The sequence below is a fragment of the Flavobacterium sp. NRK1 genome, assembly GCF_024054175.1.
Lineage (GTDB): Bacteria > Bacteroidota > Bacteroidia > Flavobacteriales > Flavobacteriaceae > Flavobacterium.
Window position 1 is genome coordinate 45,719 of the sequence record NZ_JAMXLA010000001.1, and the last position, 24,577, is coordinate 70,295.

Annotated in this window: 28 protein-coding genes; 14 read left to right on the forward strand and 14 right to left on the reverse strand. The window is 36.0% G+C overall.

The window, feature by feature from the left end:
* Positions 1-27: 27 nt before the first annotated feature.
* The 9 genes from fabV to NHE85_RS00220 form a co-directional block, all read right to left on the reverse strand.
* Positions 28-1,218, reverse strand: coding sequence for an enoyl-ACP reductase FabV (gene fabV / locus NHE85_RS00180; RefSeq protein WP_252808561.1), 1,191 nt, complete (start codon positions 1,216-1,218; stop codon positions 28-30).
* 68 nt (positions 1,219-1,286) lie between these two features.
* On the reverse strand, positions 1,287-2,939 hold the full coding sequence (gene recN, locus NHE85_RS00185) for a DNA repair protein RecN (protein ID WP_252808562.1): 1,653 nt from the start codon (positions 2,937-2,939) through the stop codon (positions 1,287-1,289).
* Between the two features lie 185 nt (positions 2,940-3,124).
* Complete coding sequence (locus tag NHE85_RS00190) at positions 3,125-4,009, reverse strand: DUF4835 family protein (protein ID WP_252808563.1); 885 nt, start codon at positions 4,007-4,009, stop codon at positions 3,125-3,127.
* Positions 4,002-5,213: a bifunctional phosphopantothenoylcysteine decarboxylase/phosphopantothenate--cysteine ligase CoaBC gene (gene coaBC / locus NHE85_RS00195; protein WP_252808565.1), complete on the reverse strand. Its 1,212-nt coding sequence runs from the start codon at positions 5,211-5,213 to the stop codon at positions 4,002-4,004. Before coaBC ends, NHE85_RS00190 begins: the two co-directional genes overlap by 8 nt.
* An 8-nt stretch (positions 5,214-5,221) precedes the next feature.
* On the reverse strand, positions 5,222-5,539 hold the full coding sequence (locus NHE85_RS00200) for a DNA-directed RNA polymerase subunit omega (protein ID WP_252808567.1): 318 nt from the start codon (positions 5,537-5,539) through the stop codon (positions 5,222-5,224).
* Positions 5,540-5,546: 7 nt separating this feature from the next.
* Positions 5,547-6,353 carry an outer membrane protein assembly factor BamD gene (locus NHE85_RS00205; RefSeq protein WP_252808569.1) on the reverse strand — a complete coding sequence of 269 codons (807 nt, stop codon included), beginning with the start codon at positions 6,351-6,353 and terminating at the stop codon, positions 5,547-5,549.
* Positions 6,354-6,505: 152 nt separating this feature from the next.
* Positions 6,506-7,018 carry a ferritin gene (locus NHE85_RS00210; protein ID WP_252808571.1) on the reverse strand — a complete coding sequence of 171 codons (513 nt, stop codon included), beginning with the start codon at positions 7,016-7,018 and terminating at the stop codon, positions 6,506-6,508.
* 30 nt (positions 7,019-7,048) lie between these two features.
* Positions 7,049-7,927: a 4-hydroxy-tetrahydrodipicolinate synthase gene (gene dapA / locus NHE85_RS00215; RefSeq protein ID WP_252808573.1), complete on the reverse strand. Its 879-nt coding sequence runs from the start codon at positions 7,925-7,927 to the stop codon at positions 7,049-7,051.
* A gap of 1 nt (position 7,928) precedes the next feature.
* A complete protein-coding gene (locus NHE85_RS00220) occupies positions 7,929-8,441 on the reverse strand; it encodes a hypothetical protein (RefSeq protein ID WP_252808575.1) in 513 nt (170 codons plus the stop codon).
* A 113-nt stretch (positions 8,442-8,554) separates the two neighbouring features.
* On the opposite strand from NHE85_RS00220, the gene NHE85_RS00225 reads away from it, so the two are divergent.
* Both NHE85_RS00225 and NHE85_RS00230 read left to right on the forward strand, forming a co-directional pair.
* Positions 8,555-9,277 (forward strand): 5'-nucleotidase C-terminal domain-containing protein, encoded by a 723-nt coding sequence (locus tag NHE85_RS00225; RefSeq protein ID WP_252808577.1) that lies wholly within the window; start codon positions 8,555-8,557, stop codon positions 9,275-9,277.
* A complete protein-coding gene (locus NHE85_RS00230; protein ID WP_252808579.1) occupies positions 9,277-10,185 on the forward strand; it encodes a bifunctional UDP-sugar hydrolase/5'-nucleotidase in 909 nt (302 codons plus the stop codon). Before NHE85_RS00225 ends, NHE85_RS00230 begins: the two co-directional genes overlap by 1 nt.
* A gap of 1 nt (position 10,186) precedes the next feature.
* On the opposite strand, the gene NHE85_RS00235 is transcribed toward NHE85_RS00230, so the two are convergent.
* The 3 genes from NHE85_RS00235 to NHE85_RS00245 form a co-directional block, all read right to left on the reverse strand.
* Positions 10,187-10,624, reverse strand: a complete 438-nt coding sequence (locus NHE85_RS00235) for a hypothetical protein (protein ID WP_252808581.1) — start codon at positions 10,622-10,624, stop codon at positions 10,187-10,189.
* A gap of 40 nt (positions 10,625-10,664) precedes the next feature.
* Positions 10,665-10,913, reverse strand: a complete 249-nt coding sequence (locus NHE85_RS00240; protein WP_252808583.1) for a hypothetical protein — start codon at positions 10,911-10,913, stop codon at positions 10,665-10,667.
* 414 nt (positions 10,914-11,327) lie between these two features.
* Positions 11,328-11,792: a hypothetical protein gene (locus tag NHE85_RS00245; RefSeq protein ID WP_252808585.1), complete on the reverse strand. Its 465-nt coding sequence runs from the start codon at positions 11,790-11,792 to the stop codon at positions 11,328-11,330.
* Positions 11,793-11,921: 129 nt separating this feature from the next.
* Here NHE85_RS00245 and nadC point away from each other — a divergent pair, with 129 nt between their 5' ends.
* From nadC to priA, 4 genes are all read left to right on the forward strand, one after another.
* Positions 11,922-12,779: a carboxylating nicotinate-nucleotide diphosphorylase gene (gene nadC, locus NHE85_RS00250; RefSeq protein WP_252808587.1), complete on the forward strand. Its 858-nt coding sequence runs from the start codon at positions 11,922-11,924 to the stop codon at positions 12,777-12,779.
* Positions 12,779-13,705: a YihY/virulence factor BrkB family protein gene (locus NHE85_RS00255; RefSeq protein ID WP_252808589.1), complete on the forward strand. Its 927-nt coding sequence runs from the start codon at positions 12,779-12,781 to the stop codon at positions 13,703-13,705. Before nadC ends, NHE85_RS00255 begins: the two co-directional genes overlap by 1 nt.
* 21 nt (positions 13,706-13,726) lie before the next feature.
* A complete protein-coding gene (locus tag NHE85_RS00260; protein WP_252808591.1) occupies positions 13,727-14,155 on the forward strand; it encodes a DUF2147 domain-containing protein in 429 nt (142 codons plus the stop codon).
* Between the two features lie 154 nt (positions 14,156-14,309).
* Positions 14,310-16,757, forward strand: coding sequence for a primosomal protein N' (priA, locus tag NHE85_RS00265; RefSeq protein ID WP_252808593.1), 2,448 nt, complete (start codon positions 14,310-14,312; stop codon positions 16,755-16,757).
* Here the strand turns inward: priA and NHE85_RS00270 are convergent.
* A complete protein-coding gene (locus NHE85_RS00270; RefSeq protein WP_252808595.1) occupies positions 16,754-17,449 on the reverse strand; it encodes a LytTR family DNA-binding domain-containing protein in 696 nt (231 codons plus the stop codon). The genes priA and NHE85_RS00270 overlap by 4 nt on opposite strands.
* Before the next feature lie 174 nt (positions 17,450-17,623).
* Here NHE85_RS00270 and rpsF point away from each other — a divergent pair, with 174 nt between their 5' ends.
* The 6 genes from rpsF to rlmH all read left to right on the forward strand — a co-directional run bounded on the left by rpsF (position 17,624) and on the right by rlmH (position 21,906).
* The gene (gene rpsF, locus NHE85_RS00275; protein WP_252808596.1) at positions 17,624-17,968 is read left to right on the forward strand and encodes a 30S ribosomal protein S6; all 345 of its coding nucleotides are present in this window, start codon (positions 17,624-17,626) and stop codon (positions 17,966-17,968) included.
* Between the two features lie 2 nt (positions 17,969-17,970).
* Complete coding sequence (gene rpsR, locus NHE85_RS00280) at positions 17,971-18,267, forward strand: 30S ribosomal protein S18 (RefSeq protein WP_020211613.1); 297 nt, start codon at positions 17,971-17,973, stop codon at positions 18,265-18,267.
* 15 nt (positions 18,268-18,282) lie between these two features.
* A complete protein-coding gene (gene rplI / locus NHE85_RS00285; protein ID WP_252808597.1) occupies positions 18,283-18,729 on the forward strand; it encodes a 50S ribosomal protein L9 in 447 nt (148 codons plus the stop codon).
* Between the two features lie 118 nt (positions 18,730-18,847).
* Positions 18,848-19,315, forward strand: a complete 468-nt coding sequence (locus NHE85_RS00290; protein WP_252808598.1) for a DUF6495 family protein — start codon at positions 18,848-18,850, stop codon at positions 19,313-19,315.
* A 112-nt stretch (positions 19,316-19,427) separates the two neighbouring features.
* On the forward strand, positions 19,428-21,428 hold the full coding sequence (gene ligA, locus NHE85_RS00295; protein ID WP_252808599.1) for an NAD-dependent DNA ligase LigA: 2,001 nt from the start codon (positions 19,428-19,430) through the stop codon (positions 21,426-21,428).
* 4 nt (positions 21,429-21,432) lie between these two features.
* The gene (rlmH, locus tag NHE85_RS00300; RefSeq protein WP_252808600.1) at positions 21,433-21,906 is read left to right on the forward strand and encodes a 23S rRNA (pseudouridine(1915)-N(3))-methyltransferase RlmH; all 474 of its coding nucleotides are present in this window, start codon (positions 21,433-21,435) and stop codon (positions 21,904-21,906) included.
* A 47-nt stretch (positions 21,907-21,953) separates the two neighbouring features.
* On the opposite strand, the gene folP is transcribed toward rlmH, so the two are convergent.
* A complete protein-coding gene (folP, locus tag NHE85_RS00305; RefSeq protein ID WP_252808601.1) occupies positions 21,954-22,775 on the reverse strand; it encodes a dihydropteroate synthase in 822 nt (273 codons plus the stop codon).
* A gap of 85 nt (positions 22,776-22,860) precedes the next feature.
* On the opposite strand from folP, the gene NHE85_RS00310 reads away from it, so the two are divergent.
* Positions 22,861-23,403: a DUF1599 domain-containing protein gene (locus NHE85_RS00310; RefSeq protein ID WP_252808602.1), complete on the forward strand. Its 543-nt coding sequence runs from the start codon at positions 22,861-22,863 to the stop codon at positions 23,401-23,403.
* Between the two features lie 58 nt (positions 23,404-23,461).
* On the forward strand, positions 23,462-24,565 hold the full coding sequence (locus NHE85_RS00315; protein WP_252808603.1) for a MauE/DoxX family redox-associated membrane protein: 1,104 nt from the start codon (positions 23,462-23,464) through the stop codon (positions 24,563-24,565).
* The last annotated feature ends 12 nt before the right edge of the window (positions 24,566-24,577 follow it).

A 24,577-nucleotide genomic window follows, 5' to 3' on the forward strand; every position in this document is an offset into this window, starting at 1 on the left:
ATCACAAAGACTTCAATTAAAATATAACTATTTAATACTTTCAATTGCTACCACTTCATTAGTATCTGCTTTATAATCTACATTTTCATAATCAAAACCAAAAAGATTATAAAAGTCTTTTCTATATCCTTCAAGGTCGCCAATTTCAGCCAGATTATCTGTATCGGCTTTTTTCCATAACTCTGCTACTTTAGCCTGAACATCATCACGCATTTCCCAGTCATCGATTCTTATTCTCCCTTTGTCATCAAGAGGCATTTCGCCACCATTATAAAGCCTTTCAGCATACAAACGCTGCATTTGCTCAATAGTCCCTTCATGAAGCCCCATTTCTTTCATAATTTTATATAACAAAGAAATATATAAAGGAATAACAGGTATTGCAGAGCTTGCCTGTGTAACCAATGCTTTATTTACCGAAACATACGCTTTGCCATGTATATCTTTTAGTTTATCAGAAATTTCAAAAGCAGTTGCTTCAAGATGGTCTTTTGCACGGCCAATAGTTCCTTTTCTATAAACAGCTTCCGTTAATGCAGGGCCAATATAAGAATAAGCTACTGTCAGGGCACCCTCTGCAAGTACACCGGCATCTTTAAGAGCATCTATCCACATTGCCCAGTCTTCGCCTCCCATTACAGTAACTGTATTTTCAATATCCTCTTCATTTGCAGGCTCTATAGAAACTTCAGATACCTTGCCTGTATGAAAATCTACTGTTTTATTAGAAAATGTCTGCCCTATCGGCTTAAGGCTTGAACGGTGAGTTACACCAGTTTCAGGATGCACACGTACAGGCGAAGCAAGACTGTAGATTACTAAATCTACCTGACCTAAATCTTCCTTAATAAGATTAATAACCTGTTCTTTAATTTCTTTAGAAAATGCATCACCATTAATGCTTTTAGCATATAAGCCTGCTGCGTGAGCTTCTTTTTCAAAAGCGGCCGAATTATACCAGCCCGGTGAAGCCGTTTTACCTTCCATAGGAGGTTTTTCAAAAAAGACACCTATTGTAGAAGCATCGCTTCCAAAAGCGCTGGTTATTCTTGATGAAAGACCAAAACCTGTTGAAGCACCTATAACAAGTACTTTTTTAGCACCGTTAATGGCTCCTTTAGATTTTACATATTCTATTTGTTTTTTTACATTTTGCGCTGCACCTTCCGGGTGGGCTGTCAGGCAAATGAATCCTCTCATTCTTGGTTCTATAATCATATCAATGAAATAATGGTATTATCTTTCTATTGTTTGTTTGAAGTGGTACGCAAATATAAAGCGTTTTTTTAGTTAAGCAACGCTTCGGCATGCTTTAAGGCCGAAGCCGATATATCCTTTCCAGATAACATTTCTGCTATTTCTTTTATTCTTTCATCATGTGAAAGCAGTTTTAATTCAGATACGGTGGTTTCTCCCTGTGTATATTTAAATACTTTATAATGCTGATCTCCCTTTGCAGCAATTTGTGGCAGGTGCGTAATAGCAAATACCTGCATCCCCCTACTCATAGACTTCATAACATCACCCATTTTGTGTGCTATTTCACCGGATACTCCTGTGTCAATTTCATCAAATATTATGGTAGGCAGTTTAGAATATTCCGCCAGCACAGCTTTTACGGAAAGCATTATACGCGACATTTCGCCTCCTGATGCTACTTTTTTCAGCAGTCCAAAATCAGTTCCTTTATTTGCGGAAAACAGAAGGCTTATTTCATCTTTACCGTTATTATGATAATTGTCTGAAAGTTTTACCTCAAAATTAAAGCGTGCATTCGGCATGCCTAACTGTGCAAGTATAAAAGTTATTTTATCTGTAAGTACAGGTACAGCTTTTACTCTTTTATCATGAATAGTTTCAGCTGTAGTATCAATTATAGTTTTAGCTTTTTCCGCTTCTTCTTTTAGTTTATTAATAGTTCCGTCAAGTTCGTCTGCAAGTACTACCTTATTATCCAGTGCTTCCTGAATTTCAATCAGTTCTTCTACAGTGCCAACCTGATGCTTTTTCTGCAGTGTATAAATAAGTTGTAATTTCTGGTTGATAAGTTCCAGCCTTTCCGGATCATTAATGAGCTTCTCAAAGTTTTGTGAAAGCTCATCTGTTATATCATCAAATTCAATTAAGAGACTTGAAACCCTTTCAGAATAAGCAGCATATTCAGATGATATACCACTTACCTTTTGCAAAGCTGTTTTAATTTCTTTAAGGTTTTGCAAAACACCAATCTGCTCCTCATTAGCTAAGGCTAATGCCTTACCTACAGACTCTTTAATAAATTCAACATTACTTAGTTTTTCAAGCTCCGCCTCCAACTCATCCTGCTCCCCCGTTTTTAAAGAAGCACTAAATAATTCCTGTAATAAAAATGAATTATAATCCTGTTCTTTAGACAGGGTTTCTTTTTGCTCCTCAGCCTTTTTTAATTGCAGCAGCAATGACTTATACCCTGAAAGCTGGCTTTTATAGAGAACTACATTTTTAGCATTATCAGCTACAGCATCCAATATCTGAATTTGATATTGTTCATCAGAAAGTTCACGGGTTTGCTGCTGCGAGTGTATATCTATAAGATAAGTACCCAGTTTCTGCAACTCCTGTAGATTTACCGGACTATCGTTCACAAAGGCACGTGATTTTCCTGAAGGTAAAATTTCTCTTCTAATAATAGTCACATCTTCATAATCAAGATCATTCTCCGCAAAAAAATACTGCAGATCATAATCTCCAATCTTAAAATGTGCTTCAACAACACATTTCTGCTCCTTATCTTTTAAAGAAGTAAGATCGGCACGATTACCGGATATAAGCCCAAGCGCTCCTAAAATTATAGATTTACCGGCACCTGTTTCTCCAGTTATTGTAGAAAGCCTGTTAGAAAAATCAATATGCAGATGCTCTATGAGAGCGAAGTTTTTTATATGTAGTGTTTGCAGCATATGTTATTTAACATTACAATACAAATATAGTATTTAGCAAGTAATTATAATATTTAAAACAGTATATAAGACGTTAATTTTAAAGAATCATTTAATTTACAGATAGTATGTATAATGCCAATTAAAAAATAACAGTCATAAAAAAACCGCAGAATAATACTGCGGTTTTTTTTTAATTATATCTGCTATCTTATCTTATTCCACTTAGCTCCGTTTAAGGGTGAAACTTTGTTAAGTGTCTCAATTAACTCAGCAGTATTTACTGTAGGACCTCCTGTAAACATAGCAACGATCTCATCCGATTTTGAGTCAAAAAATGTTCTGGTTAAAAGAGCATTTGGGCGGACACTCTGCACTTTAGAAAGTGTTTTTATTGATGCCATAACTTTTTCCTTTCCTCCCTTTAAATCATCAGCCATAGTATCAAGTGCTCCATAGTGATACTCATACAAAGCCTCTCTGAAAGGAGTAAATGTATTGGATAAAAGATCGGTAATAAGAAAATATCTGTTTTGATTATTACCATCCTGCTGACTCCACCCTTTATAGTTTCCAGCTCCAAGACTGGCAATATTTTGTGCAACCTGATAGTATTTAGTTCCGCTGTTTTTTTCAAAAGTATCTGCATCCATTCCAATAATAACATTAGCATAAAAAGCTATCACTCCAACAAGGTTTGAATCAAAACTATTTGGATTATAATAAAGATTTTCACCTTCATTATACCTGAATGAAAAATCTTTATCGTTAAAATTTAATATCGGTGAAGAGTAAGTTGAATTAAAAATAGGCCTTGATGACTGCACCTGTAATGTTGCCGTAAAAGAATTTGATGAATATGCCGATATGTTAATAAACATTGAGCAGTCTATACGTTCATCCCTGTCAAAACTTCTGTTTGTCCAGTTAGTATTGTTCACAAAATCATTTAAAGACCTTTCAAGAGTTTTAAATATCTGTGGATTTGCATCTGTAATTCTGTCAAAACTTACTTTTACAGTACAGTTAAGCTCCTGACCATTTACAGATAATGAAAACATTACTAACAACAGTCCTAACCATTTATACATTGTAATGAGATTTTATCTTATTTATAATATCCTGCGCTACTTCTTCTTTTGTTTTAAGTTCTAACGGTTCAAGACTAAAATTCTTATCTATAAAAGTAACTTTATTTGTAAGTTTGCCAAAACCGGCTCCTTCATCGTTAAGTGAATTTAAAACAATCAAATCTAAGTTTTTTTTCTTGATTTTTAGCTTTGCGTGCTCAATTTCATTTTCCGTTTCAAGCGCAAAACCAATAAGAAACTGTTGCTCTTTTATTTCGCCTAAAGAAAACAGAATATCCTGAGTCTTTTCAAGCTCCAGAAAAAATTCCTCTTCATTTTTCTTAATCTTTTGAGAAGCAACATGCTTAGGCCTGTAATCTGCTACCGCCGCCGCTGCAACCGCAGCATCAACGCCATCAAAATATTCATGACATGCATTATACATATCCTGAGAGGAAACAACCCTTACAACTTTCACAAGAAGATGCTCCAGTTTTAAATGAGAAGGCCCTGTTATAAGTATAACTTCTGCACCTTCATTTGCGGCCGCTTTAGCTATATCAAATCCCATTTTTCCCGACGAATGGTTACCAATAAAACGCACAGGATCTATAGGTTCGTATGTAGGACCCGCAGTAACCAGTATTTTTTTTCCGCGAAGGGGTAATTTGCTTTCAAGGTCTGCTTCTAGAAAAGCAATTATATTTTCAGGCTCAGCCATTCTTCCTTCTCCCGAAAGTCCACTTGCCAGTTCTCCGCTTTCTGCAGGAATTATGATATTGCCATAAGACCTGAGAGCATTAAAACTTGAAAGTGTAGAAGGGTGTTTATACATATCAAGATCCATTGCCGGAACAAAATATACCGGACATTTAGCCGAAAGATATGTAGCAAGAAGAAGATTATCTGAATTACCAGCAACCATTTTAGAAAGTGTATTGGCTGTGGCCGGGGCAATTAAAAACAAGTCGGCCCAAAGTGCCAGATCTACATGGTTATTCCAAACCGCATTTTCATCTTCCTCATTAAAGAAAGAAGAATGAACCGGATTTTTTGAAAGAGTAGATAAGGTAAGAGGAGTAACAAAATTTTTAGAAGCAGGCGTCATTATAACTTGCACATGCGCGCCTGCTTTTATAAAAAGCCTTACCAATGAGGCTGTTTTATATGCGGCTATACCCCCGGAAATACCGAGCAAAATTTTCTTACCGCTTAAAACAGACATCGTTGTAATTATTTATTTTCTTTTCTGTAAGATACCTTACCGTCAAGCCATTCCTGAACTGCCAAAGCATGAGGCTTAGGAAGTTTTTCATAGAATTTAGAAACTTCAATCTGTTCTTTGTTCTCAAAAATTTCCTCCAGGCTGTCGTTGTAAGTAGCAAACTCCTCAAGCTTCTCGATCAGTTCCTTTTTAATTTCGGTATTGATCTGATTAGCTCTCCTAGCGATAATAGTAATTGCTTCGTAAACGTTACCTGTCGGCTCTTCTATCACATTCTTGTTATAGGTAATCGTGTTAACGGGAGCTGTTGTTTTCTTTAAATCCATGACTCGTTTATTTAGAAAATTTTTGTAATTCAGTATCTATTTTTTCAAGCATCTTGTCTGCCTGCTCTTTATATTTTGTTTCCGGATTAAACTTAACCAATGCATTGTAGTTGGCTTTTGCTGCTTCCAGACGATCTTTCATTTTTACAAACACACTATTTATAGCCAGTTGATATGACGAATCAAATTTATAATATAATGCGTCTTCTTTATACTTTGTACCAGGATAATCTAAAATAAAATTATCCAGCGCTTTAATAGCGGCATTATGGTCACCATTATATTCCGAAATAGTATTGTATTGCTTAGCTATTTCAAAAGCCTTTTTCTCAAGTTTCTCTCTTAGCTCCTTTACTAATCCGTTAGCTTCCGCCATATACTGGGAGTTCGGATAATTATCTATAAACTGCTGTAGTTTATCAAGGGCTTTATAGGTATCAACCTGATCTAAAGAAAATCTTGGTGACAGCATATAATAACTTTTCGCACTCAAAAAAGATGCTTCTTCTACTTTTTCGCTGCCCGGATAGTTTGCAGTAAAACTTTCAAACTGGTAACCTGCTGTATAATACTGTTTGGTTTTATATAATGCCTGAGAATACATATAAAACATTTTTTGCGCCTGAGCTTTACCTCTGTATGAAGGTGCAATTTGTTCAAAAAGCCTTATAGCTTTACTGTATTTTCCCTTATCATACATCTTTTCAGCTACATCATATTTTTTTGCTATATCATCATTCTTAATCGCTTTCTGATATTCACTGCACGATGTAAGCGCAAAAGCAATAAAAAGTATATAAAAGTATCTTGCCATATTTGTTGGTTATGCTGCACGCAGCGGCTATTTTAAAGCAACTGCAAATTTAGTTAATAATTAGAGAATACAAAATCTTTTTTTTCAGCCTGTTTGCTATAAAAAAAGATGCCTTTATCAGGCATCTTCCTTAAAACTTAAATGTGTCTTTTTTATTGCACAATGTTGTGTCCGTTTGCGGTAAAATTCTTCATATCATTATCAAACATATAAAGGCCGCCTTTATCATCTCCTATAAGATCTATTTTATCAAGTATTACTTTTGCAGTAGCTTCTTCTTCTATCTGCTCGGAAACATACCATTGAAGAAAATTATGTGTAGCATAATCTTTTCCTGACAATGCAATATCAACTAAATCATTAATACTTGCCGATACTTTTACTTCATGTTCATACAACTGCCTGAAAAGCGTTCTGAATGATGTATAATCCAGTCGGGGTTCATCAAGCGCAGAAACAACAGCTTCGCCGCCACGCTGATTTACATATTTTAAAAGCTTTAGCATATGCAGTCTTTCTTCGTCAGACTGTTTAAACATAAAGGCAGCAATACCTTCAAACCCTTTAATTTCAGCCCATGAAGCCATAGCAAGATATATCTGGGAAGATTCTGCTTCCATTCTGATCTGATTATTAAGGGCTTTCTGCATGTTTTCCGATAGCATAGTAAACTGTTTTAAGGTTATCTACACAAATTAACGGATTTTTTTCACAAAATCGCCCAGCCTGCCTGCCAAATCTTCGTTAACGGAGACCAGAGGAAGCCTTACAACATCTTCACACAAACCTAAATGTTTAAATACCGATTTAATACCTGCAGGGTTGCCCTGTTCAAATATCATATCAATAGCATCTGCCAATAAATAATGTAGTTTATAAGCTTCATCGGTTTTTTTCTCAAGACCAAGACGTACCATATCTGAAAACTCTCTTGGGAAACCCTCACCAATTACAGATATTACACCCGCCCCGCCGGCAAGTACCATAGGAAGGGTTATCATATCGTCACCCGAAATAACCAGAAAACCTTCCGGAACTCCCTGTATAAGTTTCATTGCCTGAACAATATCACCCGCAGCTTCTTTAATAGCAACTATATTGGCAAAATCATTTGCAAGGCGTATAACTGTAGCTGGCAGCATATTACTTGCTGTACGGCCAGGTACATTATATAATATTACAGGAACCGGAGATGCCTGGGATATGGCTTTGAAATGCTGATAAATACCCTCCTGTGTTGGTTTATTATAATAAGGAGAAACAGAAAGTATAGCTGCAAAGGCAGAAAGATCGCGGGTTTTTAATTCTTCAACTACTTCAGCGGTATTATTACCGCCTACACCAAGAACAACAGGAAGTTTACCTCCGTTTGCTTTTAACACAGTCTTTATAACAAGTTCCTTTTCTTCCTTGGTCAGTGTAGCAGCTTCTGCTGTAGTACCAAGTACTACAAGATAGTCTATACCGCCATCAATCTGATAGCTCACAATTCTTTCCAGTGCTTCAACATCTACCGAAAAGTCTTTTTTAAAGGGGGTAATAAGCGCAACGCCTGTACCTGTTAATGACTGCATGTTAAATTTTATTTAGAATTTTTAAATACTTAAGTAATTCTGAGGCAAACTCAGTATATTTTTCAGCTTCAGTGCTTATCATAAAGCTATTAAAGCGGTTATCGATATTTGAAAAACCCACTTTAAACTTAGCTTTAGATTTTACTGTAGCCAATAAAAGCGCAGGCTTTTCAACATCATAATAATTAATGAGCATATCAAAGGGCTTATTTATAAAAGCGGCTACATCTTCTTTCAGGAATATACCCGTTGAAGATATATTTTTACGGCTATAATAAAGATAATCCAAAACCTCTTTAGACTTTACCTTTTCCTTAAAGCTGAGTGTTTCTATGTTTTCTTTTTTAATACCATCTGAAGCCAGCTTTTCAACAAGAGCTTCCCTATCAGAAAAATAACTTTCATCTACAATAATTCCAACTGTAACGATCCTGTCAGGAATAGCAAATGGTATACTGCCCGATAAACATTTCTTAATATACTTTTTAAGGGCAAAATTTTTAATAAATCTCAAAAACATAGTACATTTACTTGTCGGTTACAAAAATAATTCAAATAACGGTCTTTGCAATGATAATATCTAAAAAGTATAACACACCCGCGTGGCGGTTTGTTTTATTTTTAACAATGCTTCAGTTTACTGCCTGTGGCACTACAGGCCTGCATAATACAAAAGTTGAAGCAAAAAAAATAGCAATAACGGATGTATTACCCGAAACTACTGCTATAGAGAGTTACATTGCTCCTTACCGAAACATTATAAACAGGGAGCTTGACAGCGTTTTAGCGTATGCTCCAGAAACATTTGATAAAAGTAAGGGAAAATGGAATACAACTATAGGAAATTTACTTGCCAATGCAACTTTTACTAAAGCCGATACCCTTTTTTATATCCGGAAGCATTTACATATAGATTTCTGCCTTCTTAACCACGGCGGTATAAGATCTGTAATAGCTAAAGGCCCGGTCACTACAAGAACAGCCTTTGAAGTTATGCCCTTTGAAAACAGCGTAAAAATAGTAGCCCTTAAGGGAAGTCTGATATACGAAATGGCCGATTATATTGCCCGTGAGGGAAGAGCACATCCGTTGGCGGGAATTACTATAATTCTCAATCCTGATAAGCAGGTCAAAGAAATTTATATAAAAGATAAACCTGTTGATAAAGACCATATCTACAATGTAGCCACTATAGACTACCTGATAAGCGGTGGTGACAATATGTTTTTCTTTGCAGAAAATGAAGGTATTTATGACCTTGATTATAAACTACGTGACCTGTATATAGACTATTTTAAAGATATTGACACGCTTCCTGTAATTACTACTCAGCATATTATAACCGAATAATGAAAAGAAGGGATTTTATACAAAAAACAGCAGCAGGTTCTGCATTGGTGTTAGGAGGCTTATCACTCAGCAGCTTTGCTGCGCCTGATATAAAAAAAATTACCATACTGCACACTAATGACGTACACAGTCATATAGATCCTTTTCCTGTTGATGACCCGAAATACCCCAATCTTGGCGGTGCGGCACGAAGAGCCACTGCCATCGAGCAGATAAGGCTGGAAAATCCTAATACACTCTTGTTAGATGCCGGTGATATTTTTCAGGGCACGCCTTACTTTAATTATTACGGAGGTGAACTCGAATTTGAACTTATGAGCATGATGCAATATGACCTTGCCACCCTTGGTAACCACGATTTTGATAACGGGCTGGAAGGTTTCCACAAACAATTGCCACACGCTTCTTTTGATTTTGTGTCTGCTAATTATGATTTTAAGAATACTATACTTGACGGGCTCATAAAGCCTTATAAAATATTTATTAAAGACGGAATTAAAATAGGCATATTTGGTTTAGGTATTGCTTTTGAAGGACTGGTAGATAAGAAGAATTATAAGGAAACTGTATATAATGATCCTATAAGCGTTGCTCAGGATATGGCCAGAACATTACGCCATACCGAAAAATGCAATCTTATAATCTGCCTTTCACATCTTGGTTTTATCTACAGGGATGAACCCTCCAGAATATCTGATCTTACACTGGCACGGAATACCAAAGATATTGACCTTATAATAGGCGGGCATACACATACTTTTTTAACTAGACCCTATATTCAGAAAAATAGTGTTGGTAAAGAAGTATTAATAAATCAGGTAGGCTGCTACGGACTTAACCTGGGACAAATTGACTTTTACTTTGAAGAAGGTAGAATGTCGTCCAGCGCGCGTACAATACTGGTATAATCTATTTCTTAATAGTTTTTTTAATCTTTTTCTGTCTTGAGCTAAACACTATGGCCACTATGAATATTATTATAAGAGTAATAATAAATAATAATACTACAGCACCAGCAATAGAATTACCACCCAAAACAGAAACGGCCATCAACGGAATATATAAAACAGCTATAAGCGACAACGTACCCATAAAAACATCAAATCCTGTAGACTTAAGAAGTTCATTCTTTTTAAAAACTACCACAAATATAAATGCCATAGGATATGCCATTGCCAAAAACCCTATAATTACGTTATCTAAATTTAAATACACCGACAGTAACCACAATATTACAAAAAACAATATTTCAGATCCAATACCTATTAAACAACTATTTCCAAAATACTTCCATGGGTTATATTGCCGGTTTGATATAAAATCGTTTTCTTCTAATAAGTCTTCCATAAAAATCCGCTAAATAACAAAAATACTATTACAGCAGCATTTAATACGTTCTGTTACCAAAATTATCAGTTCTTTCCCCTGAAAAAAACACTTTTGTAAACACTCCCAATATGCAAAAAGCCAGGCCTATATAAATAATAACATCACTTGTCTGTCTTTGTTCCTCACGTTTATTAATAATTTCCATACTTGCATCCTGCGGTATCATGCCTATAAAAACAACATCATAAGCTAAACCTGCTAAAATTATAATCATTCCCCCTAAAATAAGTTTACTTGAAGCTTTCATTTTACTTTCTGATTTTAATGTAAAAGGAACTCTTCCTTCTACAAAAATTAAATATTATTATTTTTAATTACATAAAAATTAAAGCAACCGCACAAATACTGTAATTACTACAGAATCCTGCATTATTAACTTTATTTTCTGTTGTTATTGGGGGCACTGTAATTTACAGTAGAAGTAACAAGGTTCACTATTATGCTGAGCAACACCATAATCGAACGCTCACAAAATGCTTTACAGTTTATGTTATTACATAAATACATCCCGCCCGCTCAGGCAGACGAGGATGTATCTGAATTAATAACTAAAAACTATTGTTTAAGTATTTAAACTTTATTAATTTGTATATATTCATAAATCTTTTAATAGTTGACAGCGTAAAATTACAATACACCAATCACCTATATAAGAGTATTTTTACCTGATTTTGGAATGTTTAAGCTTTCTTTTTATTAATCGTGATAGTATAAGTATTATCAAGGCAGATATACCAAACTGCAGAATGAAAAAATTAAGAAAACTTACTAACTGAAGAAAAAATGCACTACGGAAAAAAGCCCCGCTAAAAACAATTTTAAGTAGATTTATAAACAAATTACTTACCGAAAAATAAGCAATAAGCCCCAAAAGAGCGAGTACTTTAATTTTGCGCGGCAATAAAAAATTCTGAGTATTACTTGTAAACATCCATACAGCTGTTATAACCGGAAATAACAAATAAAAGGCATACATAATTACAGCATTGTAGCTTGTAATCCAAAAGGACATTACTATCTGCAATACTACTATCTGCGATGCTGCAATACCATAAAACAGCATAAACCACCTCCAGGGATTGTACTGTGGTTTTATAAAATCCTGTTCATTAAGAAGATCCTGCATATAACAAAGATAAAAATTTTGAGAAATGAAAAAATTCAGCAATTGCTAATTTTAACTTATAAAACCTCACCGTTAAATAAAATCCCGTTTCCAAAAAAAACCTTATTTTAGCCTTACTAAATAATTACAATGATTTCTGAAACCCAATTTCAGCACGAACTCCAACTGATTATAGCCAATGCCATTCGCGAAGATGTAGGTCCCGGAGACTACAGCTCTCTTGCCTGTATTCCTGCCAATGCTGAAGGCCGCGCAAAGCTTTTGGTAAAAGATACCGGCATACTTGCCGGAGTAACTTTTGCACAGCAGGTATTTGCTTATGTAGATCCGCAATTAGAGGTAGAAGTTTTTATACATGACGGTACTCCCGTAAACTATGGCGATGTGGCATTTCATGTTTCAGGCAGCTCGCAAAGCATACTTAAAGCCGAAAGACTGGTACTCAATGCAATGCAGCGCATGAGCGCCATTGCCACTAAAACAGCCGGTTATGTAAAACTGCTTGAAGGGACGGGCACAAAAGTACTTGACACACGCAAAACTACCCCGGGCATACGTGCTATTGAAAAATGGGCTGTAAAAATAGGTGGAGGCGAAAATCATCGTTTCGCCCTTTACGATATGGTAATGCTTAAAGATAATCATATTGATTTTGCCGGAGGGATTACACCTGCTATTCAAAAAACTCAGGAATATCTTAAAACCAACAATCTTGACCTTAAAATTATTGTTGAGGCAAGAGATTTAGAAGAGGTGCGTGAAATAATTGCCAACCCGGGCATTCATCGCATACTGCTTGATAATTTTGACTATGATCAAACACGTGAGGCTGTTACCCTTATTGGTAATTACTGCCAGACCGAATCATCAGGAGGCATTAACGAGCAAACCATGCGACAATACGCGGAATGCGGTGTAGATTATATTTCATCGGGCGCACTTACCCATTCTGTTTACAATATGGACTTAAGCCTAAAAGCATTTTAATGTCGTTAGAACTGGAACATAAACTGGAACGCATTCCTGTACTTAAATACCTGGTTCGCTTTGGTAAAAGCATCAAGCTCCCCTATTCTGAAGGGCTCACGCTATACCATCTTGCAGAATTATATATTACAGGTATTGTTAAAGGTGACATTTCCTATCGCGCCGGAGCCATTGCTTTTAGCTTTTTTATGTCGCTGTTTCCGTTTGCGCTGTTCCTGCTTAATCTTATTCCTTATATCCCTCTGGAAGACTTCCAGCAGGACTTTATGCAGTTTGTGGCAGATAATGTTCCGCCAAATACTTTTTATGCTATAAAAGGCATTCTGGACGATATTCTTCATAACAGTCAGGGTGGGTTGCTTTCGGTAGGTATCCTTCTTGCCATACTGCTTATGAGTAATGGCATGAATGCTATACTAAGCGGTTTTCAAAGCAGCCTGCACATAACTATAAAACGAACCTATTTCAGGCAGTATGCACTTGCTATAGGGCTGTCATTAGTGTTTGCTATATTGCTTATTATTACAGTTGCAGCCATAGTAACACTTGAAGTTATTATTCATACACTTACAAGCCAGGGCTTTCTTACCGATGACGTTTATCTTCTTAAATTAGGCCGGTTTGTTGTGCTTATAGCCCTTGTGCTTACCATAACATCATTACTATTTAAATTTGCCGCAAAAGAAACCCGCAATGCAGCCTTTTTTAGTTATGGTTCGGTTTTCAGTACTATATTATTCGGCCTTACCTCTTATGGCTTCGGAATTTATGTGGTTCGTTTTGCCAAGTACAACCAGTTATACGGCTCAATTGGCACATTACTTGTATTAATGCTTTATATATGGATCAACTGCTTTATTCTTCTCCTCGGATTCGAATTAAATGCACTTATTCATAAATTAAAAAGAAAAAATTTATATATTTAACAAAACTAAAAAGCATTATTTATGAAAAAAGCGATTTTTACAATCCTACTTGTAGCCGTAGCCGGCATATTTTCTTTGAATGCTCAGGTGACAGGCAAATGGAAAACCATTGATGATGAAACGGGACAGGCAAAATCTATCGTGGAAATATATGAGCAGAATGGTAAAATTTATGGTAAGGTAGTAGAAATACTTAACCCTGCCAAAAAACAGGCCAAATGCACAAAATGTAAAGGTGCAGATAAAGACAAACCTATTGACGGGCTTGTAATTATTAAAGGCCTTACTAAAGATGGTGATGAATATACTGATGGCGATATTCTTGACCCAAATAAAGGTAAATTATATAGCTGTACCATAAAACTTGATGGTAAGGACAAATTAAATGTAAGAGGCTATTTAGGCTTTTCATTACTTGGCCGCACACAGGTTTGGCATAGGGTAAACTAGATTTCCTTTTCCTCAAAAAAATGCACAAATTATATAGCAAGACACCTTCACATGGAGGTGTTTTTTTATTTAAAAAAACCTGCATAAAGAACTGTGAATCGCATACTGTGAACTGTAAATTATATGCATTATATTTGTAATTCAAATCCCGTATATGCCTTTTTTTATAGAAGTAGTACTGCCTTTAGCTTTGCCAAAACCCTTTACCTATGCTGTTAATGAGGCCGAATATGCCTTTTTGCAAACAGGTATGCGTGTGGCTGTACCTTTTGGCCGGAACAAAATATATACGGGCCTGGTTTTAAATAAACATCAAAACCCGCCACAGCTTTACGAAGCAAAAGACATTCACCAGATACTTGACGATTTTCCACTTGTAACACAAAACCAGTTAGATCACTGGTTGTGGATAGCCAATTACTATATGTGCAGTCTTGGCGAAGTATATAAATCTGCCATGCCGGGCGGTTTTCTCCTGGAAAGTGAAACCTTAATTACATCTCGCCCCGATTTTAATGCACAAAGTGAAGAACTTTCTGATGATGAATATCTTATTTACGAAGCTTTACAAAAGCAATCTGCATTAAAAATACAGGAAGTTGTTTCCATACTCAACAAAAAAACGATACTACCGGTAATAAATAAACTCATTTCTAAAAATGCGGTGTCGCTTCAGGAAGAAATTAATGAAAAATATAGGCCTAAAACCATACGGTATATCCGGATGCAGCAGGAATTTCTGCAACAGGATCAGCTAAGTGAGTTAATGGAGGTGCTTTCACGAGCGCAAAAGCAACGAGAAGCAGTTATGCTGTATTTTCAGTTGCAGGCTTCAGACAAACAACCTGTAACTGTAAAAAAACTTACAGAAGCCGGAGCGACAGCCGCAGTAATAAAATCACTTATTGATAAAGAAATTTTTGAAGAATATTACCTTGAAGAAGACCGCGTTCAGTTTGAAGGCTCCGATAATGCAGGCTTTAGCCTCAGCCAAAAACAACAGCAGGCGTTTGATGAAATAAAAACTTCTTTTACGCAAAAAGATGTTACCCTTTTACATGGCATAACATCAAGCGGAAAAACAGAGATTTATATAAAATTAATTGAAGAATATATTGCTAAAGGCAAACAGGTATTGTATTTGCTTCCTGAAATTGCGCTTACCACACAACTGGTAGTAAGGCTTACTGCGTATTTTGGCAATCAGGTAGCTGTATTCCATTCAAAATACTCTAATAATGAGCGTGTAGAAACATGGCAGCAGGTACTATCAGGTTCCGAAAAAGCGAGAGTTATTATTGGAGCCCGCTCTGCCCTTTTCCTGCCTTTTCAGAATCTGGGGCTTATCATTATAGATGAAGAACATGAGCAAACCTTTAAACAGGCAGATCCTGCACCGCGCTACCATGCGCGGGACGCCGCTATTGTATTAGCCAATTCCAATGAGGCAAAAGTATTATTAGGTTCGGCCACTCCGGGCATAGAAACCTATTATAACGCCACGCATGGTAAATATGGGTATGTTTCGTTAAACGAGCGGTTTGGTAATGTTATGCCTCCGGAAATTGTACTTATAGATCTTAAAGACAAATACAAGCGCAAACGTATGACAGGACATTTTAGCGATGAAATGACTGATGCAATAGCCGAAACTCTTTATAACGGTAAACAAGTAATCCTTTTTCAAAATCGCAGAGGCTTTTCCCCGTGGGTGGAGTGTATGACGTGCGGGCACGTGCCGCAATGTCCGCAATGTGATGTTAGCCTTACCTATTATAAATATAAAAACGCGCTAAGATGCCACTATTGCGGTTATCACATCGCTAATCCGACCAACTGCCATAAATGCCACTCTACCGATCTAAACACAAAAGGTTTTGGCACAGAGCAAATTGAGTTAGAATTAAAGTCTTTATTTCCAAATAAAAATTCCTGGCGTATGGACCAGGACACAACCCGTGGAAAACACGGTTATGAAAAAATAATAGACTCTTTTAAAAACAGGGAGATCGACATACTTGTTGGTACGCAAATGCTGGCAAAAGGACTTCATTTTGATAATGTTGGCATGGTAGGAATACTTAATGCCGATAATATGTTATACCAACCGGATTTCAGGGCTTTTGAACGGGCTTATCAAATGATGGTACAGGTAGCAGGACGTGCAGGACGTAAAGACAGCAGAGGAAAAGTTTTTATACAGACCTACAATCCTTTACATAATATTATTCGTCAGGTTACAGATAATGACTATGACGGCATGTATAAAGAACAGGTATATGAAAGGCACAATTTTAAATATCCTCCTTTCTACAGGCTAATACGCATTACATTAAAGCATAAAGATTATGAAAAGCTTAAAGACAGCGCATTGTGGCTGTACAATATGCTTTCGCAAAATTTAGCACTGCCGGTACTTGGCCCCGAAGAACCGGGAATAAACCGAATAAGGAATGAATACATCCGCACCATAATGATAAAAATACCGGGAGGCATAACATTAGGCAATACTAAAAAAACAATAGAAAAAATACTCGGCAGCTTCGATGCTGTGCCGCAGTACAGACCTGTAAAGGTTACTATAAATGTAGATCCTTACTAAGACTTATTAAGTGCTTTGGCAAGATCTTCCTTTTTATTTCGGCTTAAAGGTATTTTTGTATTCCCTATTTCTGCAAATTTACTATTAAAACGATCTACCTTGTCAATATTTATGATGAATGATTTATGCACTCTCAAAAACTTCTCAGATGGTAATTCATTCTCAAAAGATTTCATAGTAGAAAGTACAAGATGTGTTTCATCTTCAGTATTTAATTTAATATAATCTCCAAAAGCCTCAATCCATTTTATTTTTGAAATAAAAATTTTAAAGTTTTTCAGATTACTTTTAATAAAGATAAAATCACCATCATCATCGGCGCTTTCTTTTTTACGCTGGCTTACTTCGATAGCCTTCTGAACAGCTTTATAAAAACGGTCTTTTGTAATAGGTTTATGAAGATAATCTATAGCGGCATAGTCAAACGCCTTTAACGCATAGTCGGATTTAGACGATACAAAGATAATCTGTGGCCTTACCTTGAGTCCGTCAAGCAGGTCAAAACCGCTCTGCACCGGCATTTCAATATCAAGAAACAAAAGATCTACATTCTTATTAAGAATACAGTTTCTAGTTTCAGAAGCATTAGAAAAATCACCCACCAGGGTTAAATCAGGATGCTCATTGACCAGTTTAGCGATAGTTATCCTATGTATTGTGCTATCATCGACAACAACACAGTTAAGTTTCATTAGCAGCTCTTAGTTAATAATGTTCAGTAAATTTTTTGGTATTCGGTTGGATGAATACAAATATAAACAAAAAAAGGTTTTTTTAACATTTTAAATTTCAAAATTACGTATTGCCAATTAAATATTAATTACTATTTTTGCACCCAATTTTATAACAAATAAATACTTTGTATTATGAATCACTATGAAACTGTTTTCATCTTGAATCCCGTTTTATCTGAAACCCAGGTAAAGGAAACAGTAAGTAAGTTTGAAGATTACCTTACTTCTAAAGGGGCCAAGATGGTATCAAAAGAGGATTGGGGCCTGAAAAAACTGGCTTACGAAATTCAAAACAAAAAAAGCGGATTTTATACGCTTTTCCAATTTGAGGCTCCGGCTGATCTACTAATCGGTTTTGAAACTGAATTCCGTCGTGATGAGCGAGTTATGCGTTTCTTAACTGTTAGCCTTGATAAACATGCTATATCTTGGGCAGAAAGAAGAAGAGAAAAACTAAAAGCAGCTAAAGCAAACTAATTATGTCAACAATAGAACAGTCAGCTAAAGGAAAAAAAGACGGGGATATCAGATATCTTACGCCTTTAAATATAGAGACGAACAAGACTAAAAAGTATTGCCGTTTCAAAAAATCAGGCATCAAATATGTAGATTATAAAGATCCTGATTTCTTATTGAAATTTGTTAACGAGCAAGGTAAAATACTTCCTCGTCGTTTAACAGGTACTTCATTAAAATACCAGAGAAAAGTGTCTGTAGCTGTAAAAAGAGCACGTCACTTAGCATTAATGCCATATGTGGCTGATTTATTAAAATAAAAACGAGTCATTGTAATGGAACTTATACTTAAGCAAGACGTTCAGAATCTAGGATTTAAGGACGATGTAGTTACAGTTAAAGCCGGATATGGCCGTAACTATTTAATACCTCAGGGATTTGCACAAATGGCAACTCCAACAGCTAAAAAAGTACTAGCTGAAAACTTAAAACAACGTGCATTTAAAGAGCAAAAATTAGTTAACGATGCTAAAAACGTTGCTGAAGCTCTTAAAGCTCTTGAAATAAAAATTACTGCTAAAGCAGGCGGCGATAAACTATTTGGTTCTGTAACCAATGCTGATATCGCTGAAGCTCTTGATAAAGCAGGACAGTCTATCGACAGAAAATACATCACTAGTGGAATTGTTAAGCGTACAGGTAAATATACTGCCAACGTAAGACTACACAGAGAAGTTATTGTTGAGCTTCCTTACGAAATTGTTGCTGAGCAGGAAAAATAATAATCATTCATGATTAAACCAAAAAGCCTTCCAAATGGAAGGCTTTTTCTATTTATACACATTTCTAACTACCATAAAACAGCTTAAACTTTGTAACTTTGCTGCTTTGAAACTTAATATGAAATACGCAAGATTAACCAAAGAACAATTAGAAGAACTGCACCCGGAATTTGTACGTTTTCTGGCCTCGCAGCAAATAGACAAAACCGAATGGGATATACTAAAATATGAAAAACCCGAAGTAGCAGAACAGGAACTGGATGTTTTTAGTGACCTGATATGGGATAATGTACTAGAAAAAGCCGAATGGCTGGAGCATTACTCTAAAAACCATATCTTCCTTTTTAAAATGAATAAAGAAGGTATGGAAAGTATTGTTATACATGCGCACAATTCGCACGCAGATTTTCTTACCGAGGGCGGATTACAATGGCTTAATGAAAATATATTTTCAGATGATGTACAGCTGACCCGCGGTAAAAAAGATTTTGGTGAAGACCGTAATCTGGATATTTTTAACCTTATTGAACAAGGTGCTATTTTAAGCGACGGGATATTATACCAACAGCTTGAGGATATGTTTTAACAATAAGTTGCTAAGGCAGTAAACTATTACGTTTCTTAGCAACTTATCTATAAAAACATTTTCCTTTTTTTAAAAGTTAGCTAAATTAGCAGAGCAAACAAACATTTAATAAATGGACATCCTTCAAACTATTCAGGCACTGCGTGAAGAGCTTAACCAGCATAACTACAATTATTACGTACAAGACAACCCCATTATATCTGACTTTGAATTTGACACCAAACTCAAAGAATTACAGGAACTTGAGGCGAAACATCCTGAATATTTTGACGAAAACTCTCCTACTCAGCGTGTAGGAGGTGCCATTACTAAAAACTTCAATACAGTAGTACATGAAACACGCATGTATTCGCTTGACAATGGCTATTCTAAAGATGAATTGTTAGAATGGGAGAAGCGCGTGCAGAAAGGACTTGGCACTACCGATGTAGAATATGTTTGTGAACTGAAATATGATGGTGCATCTATAAGTATTTCTTACGAACACGGCAAATTAACCAAAGCGGTAACCCGTGGAGATGGTTTTCAGGGTGATGAAGTTACAGCGAATATTAAAACCATTCGTGCCATTCCGTTAAAGCTTAAAGGTGAATATCCTGAAAAGTTTGATATCCGTGGGGAAATAATTCTTCCCTTAGAAGGTTTCGCAAAGATGAATCAGGAATTAATAGAAATTGGTGAAACTCCTTATTCAAATCCACGTAACACAGCATCGGGCAGCCTTAAGCTTCAGGATAGCGCTGAAGTAGCCAAACGCCCGCTTGACTGTCTGCTATATTTTATTGTAGGCAATAATCTGCCATTTAAAACTCAGTTTGAAGGCCTTGAAAAAGCACGCCAATGGGGATTTAAAGTTCCCAAACAATCAAAGCTTGCTAAAAGCATGAATGATGTTTTTGCTTTTATAGACCATTGGGACATTCACCGCCATGACCTGCCTTATGAAACAGATGGTGTGGTCATAAAAGTAAACGACCTGCACCAACAGGATGAATTAGGCTACACAGCCAAATCGCCACGTTGGGCAATTGCCTATAAATTTAAAGCCGAGCGTGTATCTACCCGGTTAAACTCCATATCCTATCAGGTAGGGCGAACAGGTGCTATTACTCCGGTAGCTAATTTAGAGCCGGTGCAACTTGCAGGGACCATTGTAAAAAGAGCATCATTACACAATGCAGACCAGATTGAAAAACTTGATGTCCGCGTAGGCGATGAAGTATTTGTAGAAAAAGGCGGTGAAATAATACCAAAAATTATCGCGGTAGATTTCACAAAGCGGCCTGAAGACTCTATGCCTACAATTTACATTGATAAATGTCCTGAATGCCTTACCGAACTGGAACGCAAAGAAGGTGAAGCACAGCACTATTGTCCTAATTTTTATGGGTGCCCGCCACAAATTATAGGCCGTATACAACATTACATTTCGCGTAAAGCAATGGATATTGAAGGCCTTGGCGGAGAAACCGTTGCATTGCTTTATAATTCTGACCTAATACATAACTACGCTGATTTATATGAGCTTAAAAAAGAACAGGTATTACCATTAGAGCGTATGGCCGATAAATCGGCAGACAATCTTATTAATGGCATTGAAAAATCGAAAGAAATACCTTTTGAGCGCGTATTGTATGCTTTAGGTATTCGTTATGTAGGTGAAACCGTTGCCAAAAAATTAGCAAAGCACTATAAATCTATTGATAATCTTGCTAATGCATCTTTAATGGACTTAGTTCTGGTGGATGAAATTGGTGAACGTATAGCACAAAGTGTAATTACTTTCTTTGAAAACGACGAGAATAAAAAAATTATAGAACGCCTTAAAACCTATGGGGTTCAGCTTGAAACCAAATCCGGTACCGACACAAGTGTAAGCGACAAACTTGCCGGTAAAATTTTTGTAGTATCAGGCGTATTTGAGAAGTTCTCACGTGACGACCTTAAAAAAGCTATTGAAGATAATGGCGGTAAAGTAGGAAGCTCTATATCTTCTAAAACCAATTATGTGGTTGCGGGAGATAATATGGGTCCTGCAAAGCTTGAAAAAGCCAATCAGCTTGGTGTAGCAATTATTAGTGAAGATGATTTTATTAAATTAGTGGCTGAGTAACAAAATGAACATTAAACTTCTTGCTATTGGCAAAACCGATAATAAAGCATTACAGCAACTTATAGACGATTACACGAAACGTTTATCTTTTTATGTAAAGTTTGAGCTGGAAATTATTCCGGATATTAAAAACGTGAAAAATCTTAGCGAGGCACAGCAAAAGGAAAAAGAAGGTGAACTGATATTATCTAAGCTCTCCCCTACCGATCAGCTTGTTTTACTGGATGAGAACGGAAAAAACTTTAGTAGTGTAGGTTTTTCGGAAGAATTACAAAAGAAAATGAATTCAGGTATAAAAACACTCGTATTTGTTATTGGAGGCCCCTATGGTTTTAGCCAGGAAGTATATAATAAAGCGCAGGGTAAAATATCATTATCACTAATGACATTCTCTCACCAAATGGTTAGATTGTTTTTTATTGAACAGGTGTACAGGGCATTTACCATATTGAGAAATGAACCCTATCATCATCAGTAATGTTAATTTGTTTATGCGATAATTTGTGATTTGTCAACAAAATTAGATCAAATTAATTGACTGCAAATACGGATACATTCTACTGCTTCTTTAACATCATGTACTCTTAGAATATTAGCTCCTTTTGTTAAAGCAATTGTATTTAACACTGTCGTGCCGTTTAAAGCTTCGTGCGGCGTGATATCGAGTAACTTATACAACATAGACTTTCGCGACATTCCTACCAGTAGAGGCAGTTCTGTTATTTTAAAAAGTTCCATTTTATTAAGCACCTTATAATTTTGTTGCAGCGTTTTTGCAAAACCAAAACCGGGATCTATAATTATATCGTCAATACCATGTTTACGGGCTTGGGCTATCCTTTCCGAAAAATAAAACAGCATTTCTTTAATTATATCATCATACTGCGTAAGCTTTACCATAGTTTGCGGCGTACCGCGCATGTGCATCATTATATAAGGCACTTTAAGCTTACCTACGGTTTCCAGCATCTTATCGTCCAGCATTCCTGCTGCAATATCATTAACTATGGCTGCACCACTTTCAACCGCTGCTTTCGCTACAGAAGCGCGGAATGTATCAACAGAAATTAAAGTATCCGGAAAATGTTTTAAAACCAATTCTACTATAGGTGCCATTCGGCTCGTTTCCTCCTCTTCGGTAACAAAATCAGCATTAGGTTTTGAAGAATAAGCACCAATATCTATAAAATCAGCACCTTCATATAATAACTTTTCTGCCTGCTTTAAAAACTGACTTTCATCTTTATATTTCCCCCCGTCAAAAAAAGAATCGGGTGTACAGTTTAATATCCCCATCACCTTAGGAGACGAAAGATCTACGAGCTTGCCTTTGCAGTTAATAAGCATACTTTGTATTTTTAGATACCCCTTGCCTTTGGGGGGCTTTTTTATTACATTTGAAAAAATTTCAAATACAAAGATACTACATTAAATGAGTAATACTTCTCAGGAATATGACCGCGTAATAGCCATTTGCAGGCAACTTTACATCAATAAAATGAAAGATTACGGTAGTGCATGGCGCATACTTCGCCTGCCTTCACTTACCGATCAGATTTTTATAAAAGCACAGCGCATTCGCAGCTTACAGGAAAATCAAGTTCGCAAAATAGATGAAGATGAAACCGGAGAATTTATTGGTATCATTAATTATTCTATTATGGCACTTATTCAGCTTGAAAAAGGCATAGCAGACCAACCCGACCTGAATGTTGAAGAAGCTACTAAACTGTATGACGAAAAACTGCATCTTACCAAAACACTTATGGAAGCTAAAAACCATGACTATGGTGAGGCATGGAGAGATATGCGTGTCAGCTCGTTAACCGATCTTATTTTACAAAAGCTGTTACGTGTTAAGCAAATTGAAGATAACAAAGGTAAAACGTTAGTGTCTGAAGGTATTAATGCCAACTATCAGGATATGATAAATTATGCTGTTTTTTCGTTGATATTGATGAATTTTGGTCAATAACAACTTGTTAACAAATTGAAAGGACATAAGCCTTAATTTTGAGAAAAAACTTATTGAAATGGAAAACATCAAAAAATATTTACCCTGGACAATACGAATTATAATTGCATTTTTATTCCTGATTTCTGCAGCAGCTAAAATGTACCCGTCGCCTTATTTTGCAATCTCTACATTTGAAGTAAAACAGTTATATCCGCTTGGGTTTTCGGCAGATCTTGCTGTTTATTTTTCGCGTACCCTTATAGGTATTGAATTTGCTTTAGGGTTATTGATGCTGCAACCCCATTATCTTAAACGATTGGTGATACCTGCAACCATTTTGATGTTGGTAGTTTTTATAATTCACCTTACCATAGACACTATTTTACATGGCAATTCAGGTAGTTGCGGTTGCTTTGGCAGCTTATTACCTATGACTCCTGTAGAAGCTATTGTTAAAAATATAATTGCAGTTATATTATTGGTATGGTTATATAAATTGCTGCCTTTTGGTACAGACCGCAAAAATTTCTGGGTACTTACAACTGTCACCTTTGCTTTAATACTAATGGTATTTATGATGGCACCAATACAGCTTACACAATCTGAACCTGCTGTAATTGAAACAACCGAAACTATTCCGGCAGGAAATACTGAATTTATTGATGCCATTAAAGAAGATACCATAAACATTATAACAAGTACAGGAGATAAACCTGCAGTTATAACCGAAACTCCTGCTACAGTAACAACTAAACCTGTAACGGATGAGCCTCAGGCTACAAAATCTATATATTCTAAATATTTTGCAGGTGCGGACAAAGGCAAAAAGATTGTTGGGCTTTTTGCTCCGGGATGCGAGCATTGCATGAATGCTGCAAAAGAGCTTACAGCAATGAAGGCCAAAAATAAAGATTTCCCTGAATTACAAATTATATTTATGGATGAGGAAGCAGATAAAATACCTGATTTCTTTAAATATGCAGGGGCTAAATATCCTTATAAAGTAATTGATATTATTTCCTTCTGGAATGTTTTAGGTAATACAAAAGATACACCGGGTGTTGTATATCTTTGGAATGGTAATATTATTAAAGACTGGGATGGTATTAACGAAAAGAAATTTGTTGGAACCGAACTTATGAAACTTTATAAAAAACCATATTCTGAAATAAAAAAATAAGCCTGGAGATAA

Coding starts and splice junctions, on each gene's coding strand:
- fabV (WP_252808561.1), bottom strand. CDS start 1,218: ATGATTATAGAACCAAGAATGAGAGGATTCATTTGCCTGACAGCCCAC.
- recN (WP_252808562.1), bottom strand. CDS start 2,939: ATGCTGCAAACACTACATATAAAAAACTTCGCTCTCATAGAGCATCTG.
- NHE85_RS00190 (WP_252808563.1), bottom strand. CDS start 4,009: ATGTATAAATGGTTAGGACTGTTGTTAGTAATGTTTTCATTATCTGTA.
- coaBC (WP_252808565.1), bottom strand. CDS start 5,213: ATGTCTGTTTTAAGCGGTAAGAAAATTTTGCTCGGTATTTCCGGGGGT.
- NHE85_RS00200 (WP_252808567.1), bottom strand. CDS start 5,539: ATGGATTTAAAGAAAACAACAGCTCCCGTTAACACGATTACCTATAAC.
- NHE85_RS00205 (WP_252808569.1), bottom strand. CDS start 6,353: ATGGCAAGATACTTTTATATACTTTTTATTGCTTTTGCGCTTACATCG.
- NHE85_RS00210 (WP_252808571.1), bottom strand. CDS start 7,018: ATGCTATCGGAAAACATGCAGAAAGCCCTTAATAATCAGATCAGAATG.
- dapA (WP_252808573.1), bottom strand. CDS start 7,927: ATGCAGTCATTAACAGGTACAGGCGTTGCGCTTATTACCCCCTTTAAA.
- NHE85_RS00225 (WP_252808577.1), top strand. CDS start 8,555: ATGCTTCAGTTTACTGCCTGTGGCACTACAGGCCTGCATAATACAAAA.
- NHE85_RS00230 (WP_252808579.1), top strand. CDS start 9,277: ATGAAAAGAAGGGATTTTATACAAAAAACAGCAGCAGGTTCTGCATTG.
- NHE85_RS00235 (WP_252808581.1), bottom strand. CDS start 10,624: ATGGAAGACTTATTAGAAGAAAACGATTTTATATCAAACCGGCAATAT.
- NHE85_RS00240 (WP_252808583.1), bottom strand. CDS start 10,913: ATGAAAGCTTCAAGTAAACTTATTTTAGGGGGAATGATTATAATTTTA.
- NHE85_RS00245 (WP_252808585.1), bottom strand. CDS start 11,792: ATGCAGGATCTTCTTAATGAACAGGATTTTATAAAACCACAGTACAAT.
- nadC (WP_252808587.1), top strand. CDS start 11,922: ATGATTTCTGAAACCCAATTTCAGCACGAACTCCAACTGATTATAGCC.
- NHE85_RS00255 (WP_252808589.1), top strand. CDS start 12,779: ATGTCGTTAGAACTGGAACATAAACTGGAACGCATTCCTGTACTTAAA.
- NHE85_RS00260 (WP_252808591.1), top strand. CDS start 13,727: ATGAAAAAAGCGATTTTTACAATCCTACTTGTAGCCGTAGCCGGCATA.
- priA (WP_252808593.1), top strand. CDS start 14,310: ATGCCTTTTTTTATAGAAGTAGTACTGCCTTTAGCTTTGCCAAAACCC.
- NHE85_RS00270 (WP_252808595.1), bottom strand. CDS start 17,449: ATGAAACTTAACTGTGTTGTTGTCGATGATAGCACAATACATAGGATA.
- rpsF (WP_252808596.1), top strand. CDS start 17,624: ATGAATCACTATGAAACTGTTTTCATCTTGAATCCCGTTTTATCTGAA.
- rpsR (WP_020211613.1), top strand. CDS start 17,971: ATGTCAACAATAGAACAGTCAGCTAAAGGAAAAAAAGACGGGGATATC.
- rplI (WP_252808597.1), top strand. CDS start 18,283: ATGGAACTTATACTTAAGCAAGACGTTCAGAATCTAGGATTTAAGGAC.
- NHE85_RS00290 (WP_252808598.1), top strand. CDS start 18,848: ATGAAATACGCAAGATTAACCAAAGAACAATTAGAAGAACTGCACCCG.
- ligA (WP_252808599.1), top strand. CDS start 19,428: ATGGACATCCTTCAAACTATTCAGGCACTGCGTGAAGAGCTTAACCAG.
- rlmH (WP_252808600.1), top strand. CDS start 21,433: ATGAACATTAAACTTCTTGCTATTGGCAAAACCGATAATAAAGCATTA.
- folP (WP_252808601.1), bottom strand. CDS start 22,775: ATGCTTATTAACTGCAAAGGCAAGCTCGTAGATCTTTCGTCTCCTAAG.
- NHE85_RS00310 (WP_252808602.1), top strand. CDS start 22,861: ATGAGTAATACTTCTCAGGAATATGACCGCGTAATAGCCATTTGCAGG.
- NHE85_RS00315 (WP_252808603.1), top strand. CDS start 23,462: ATGGAAAACATCAAAAAATATTTACCCTGGACAATACGAATTATAATT.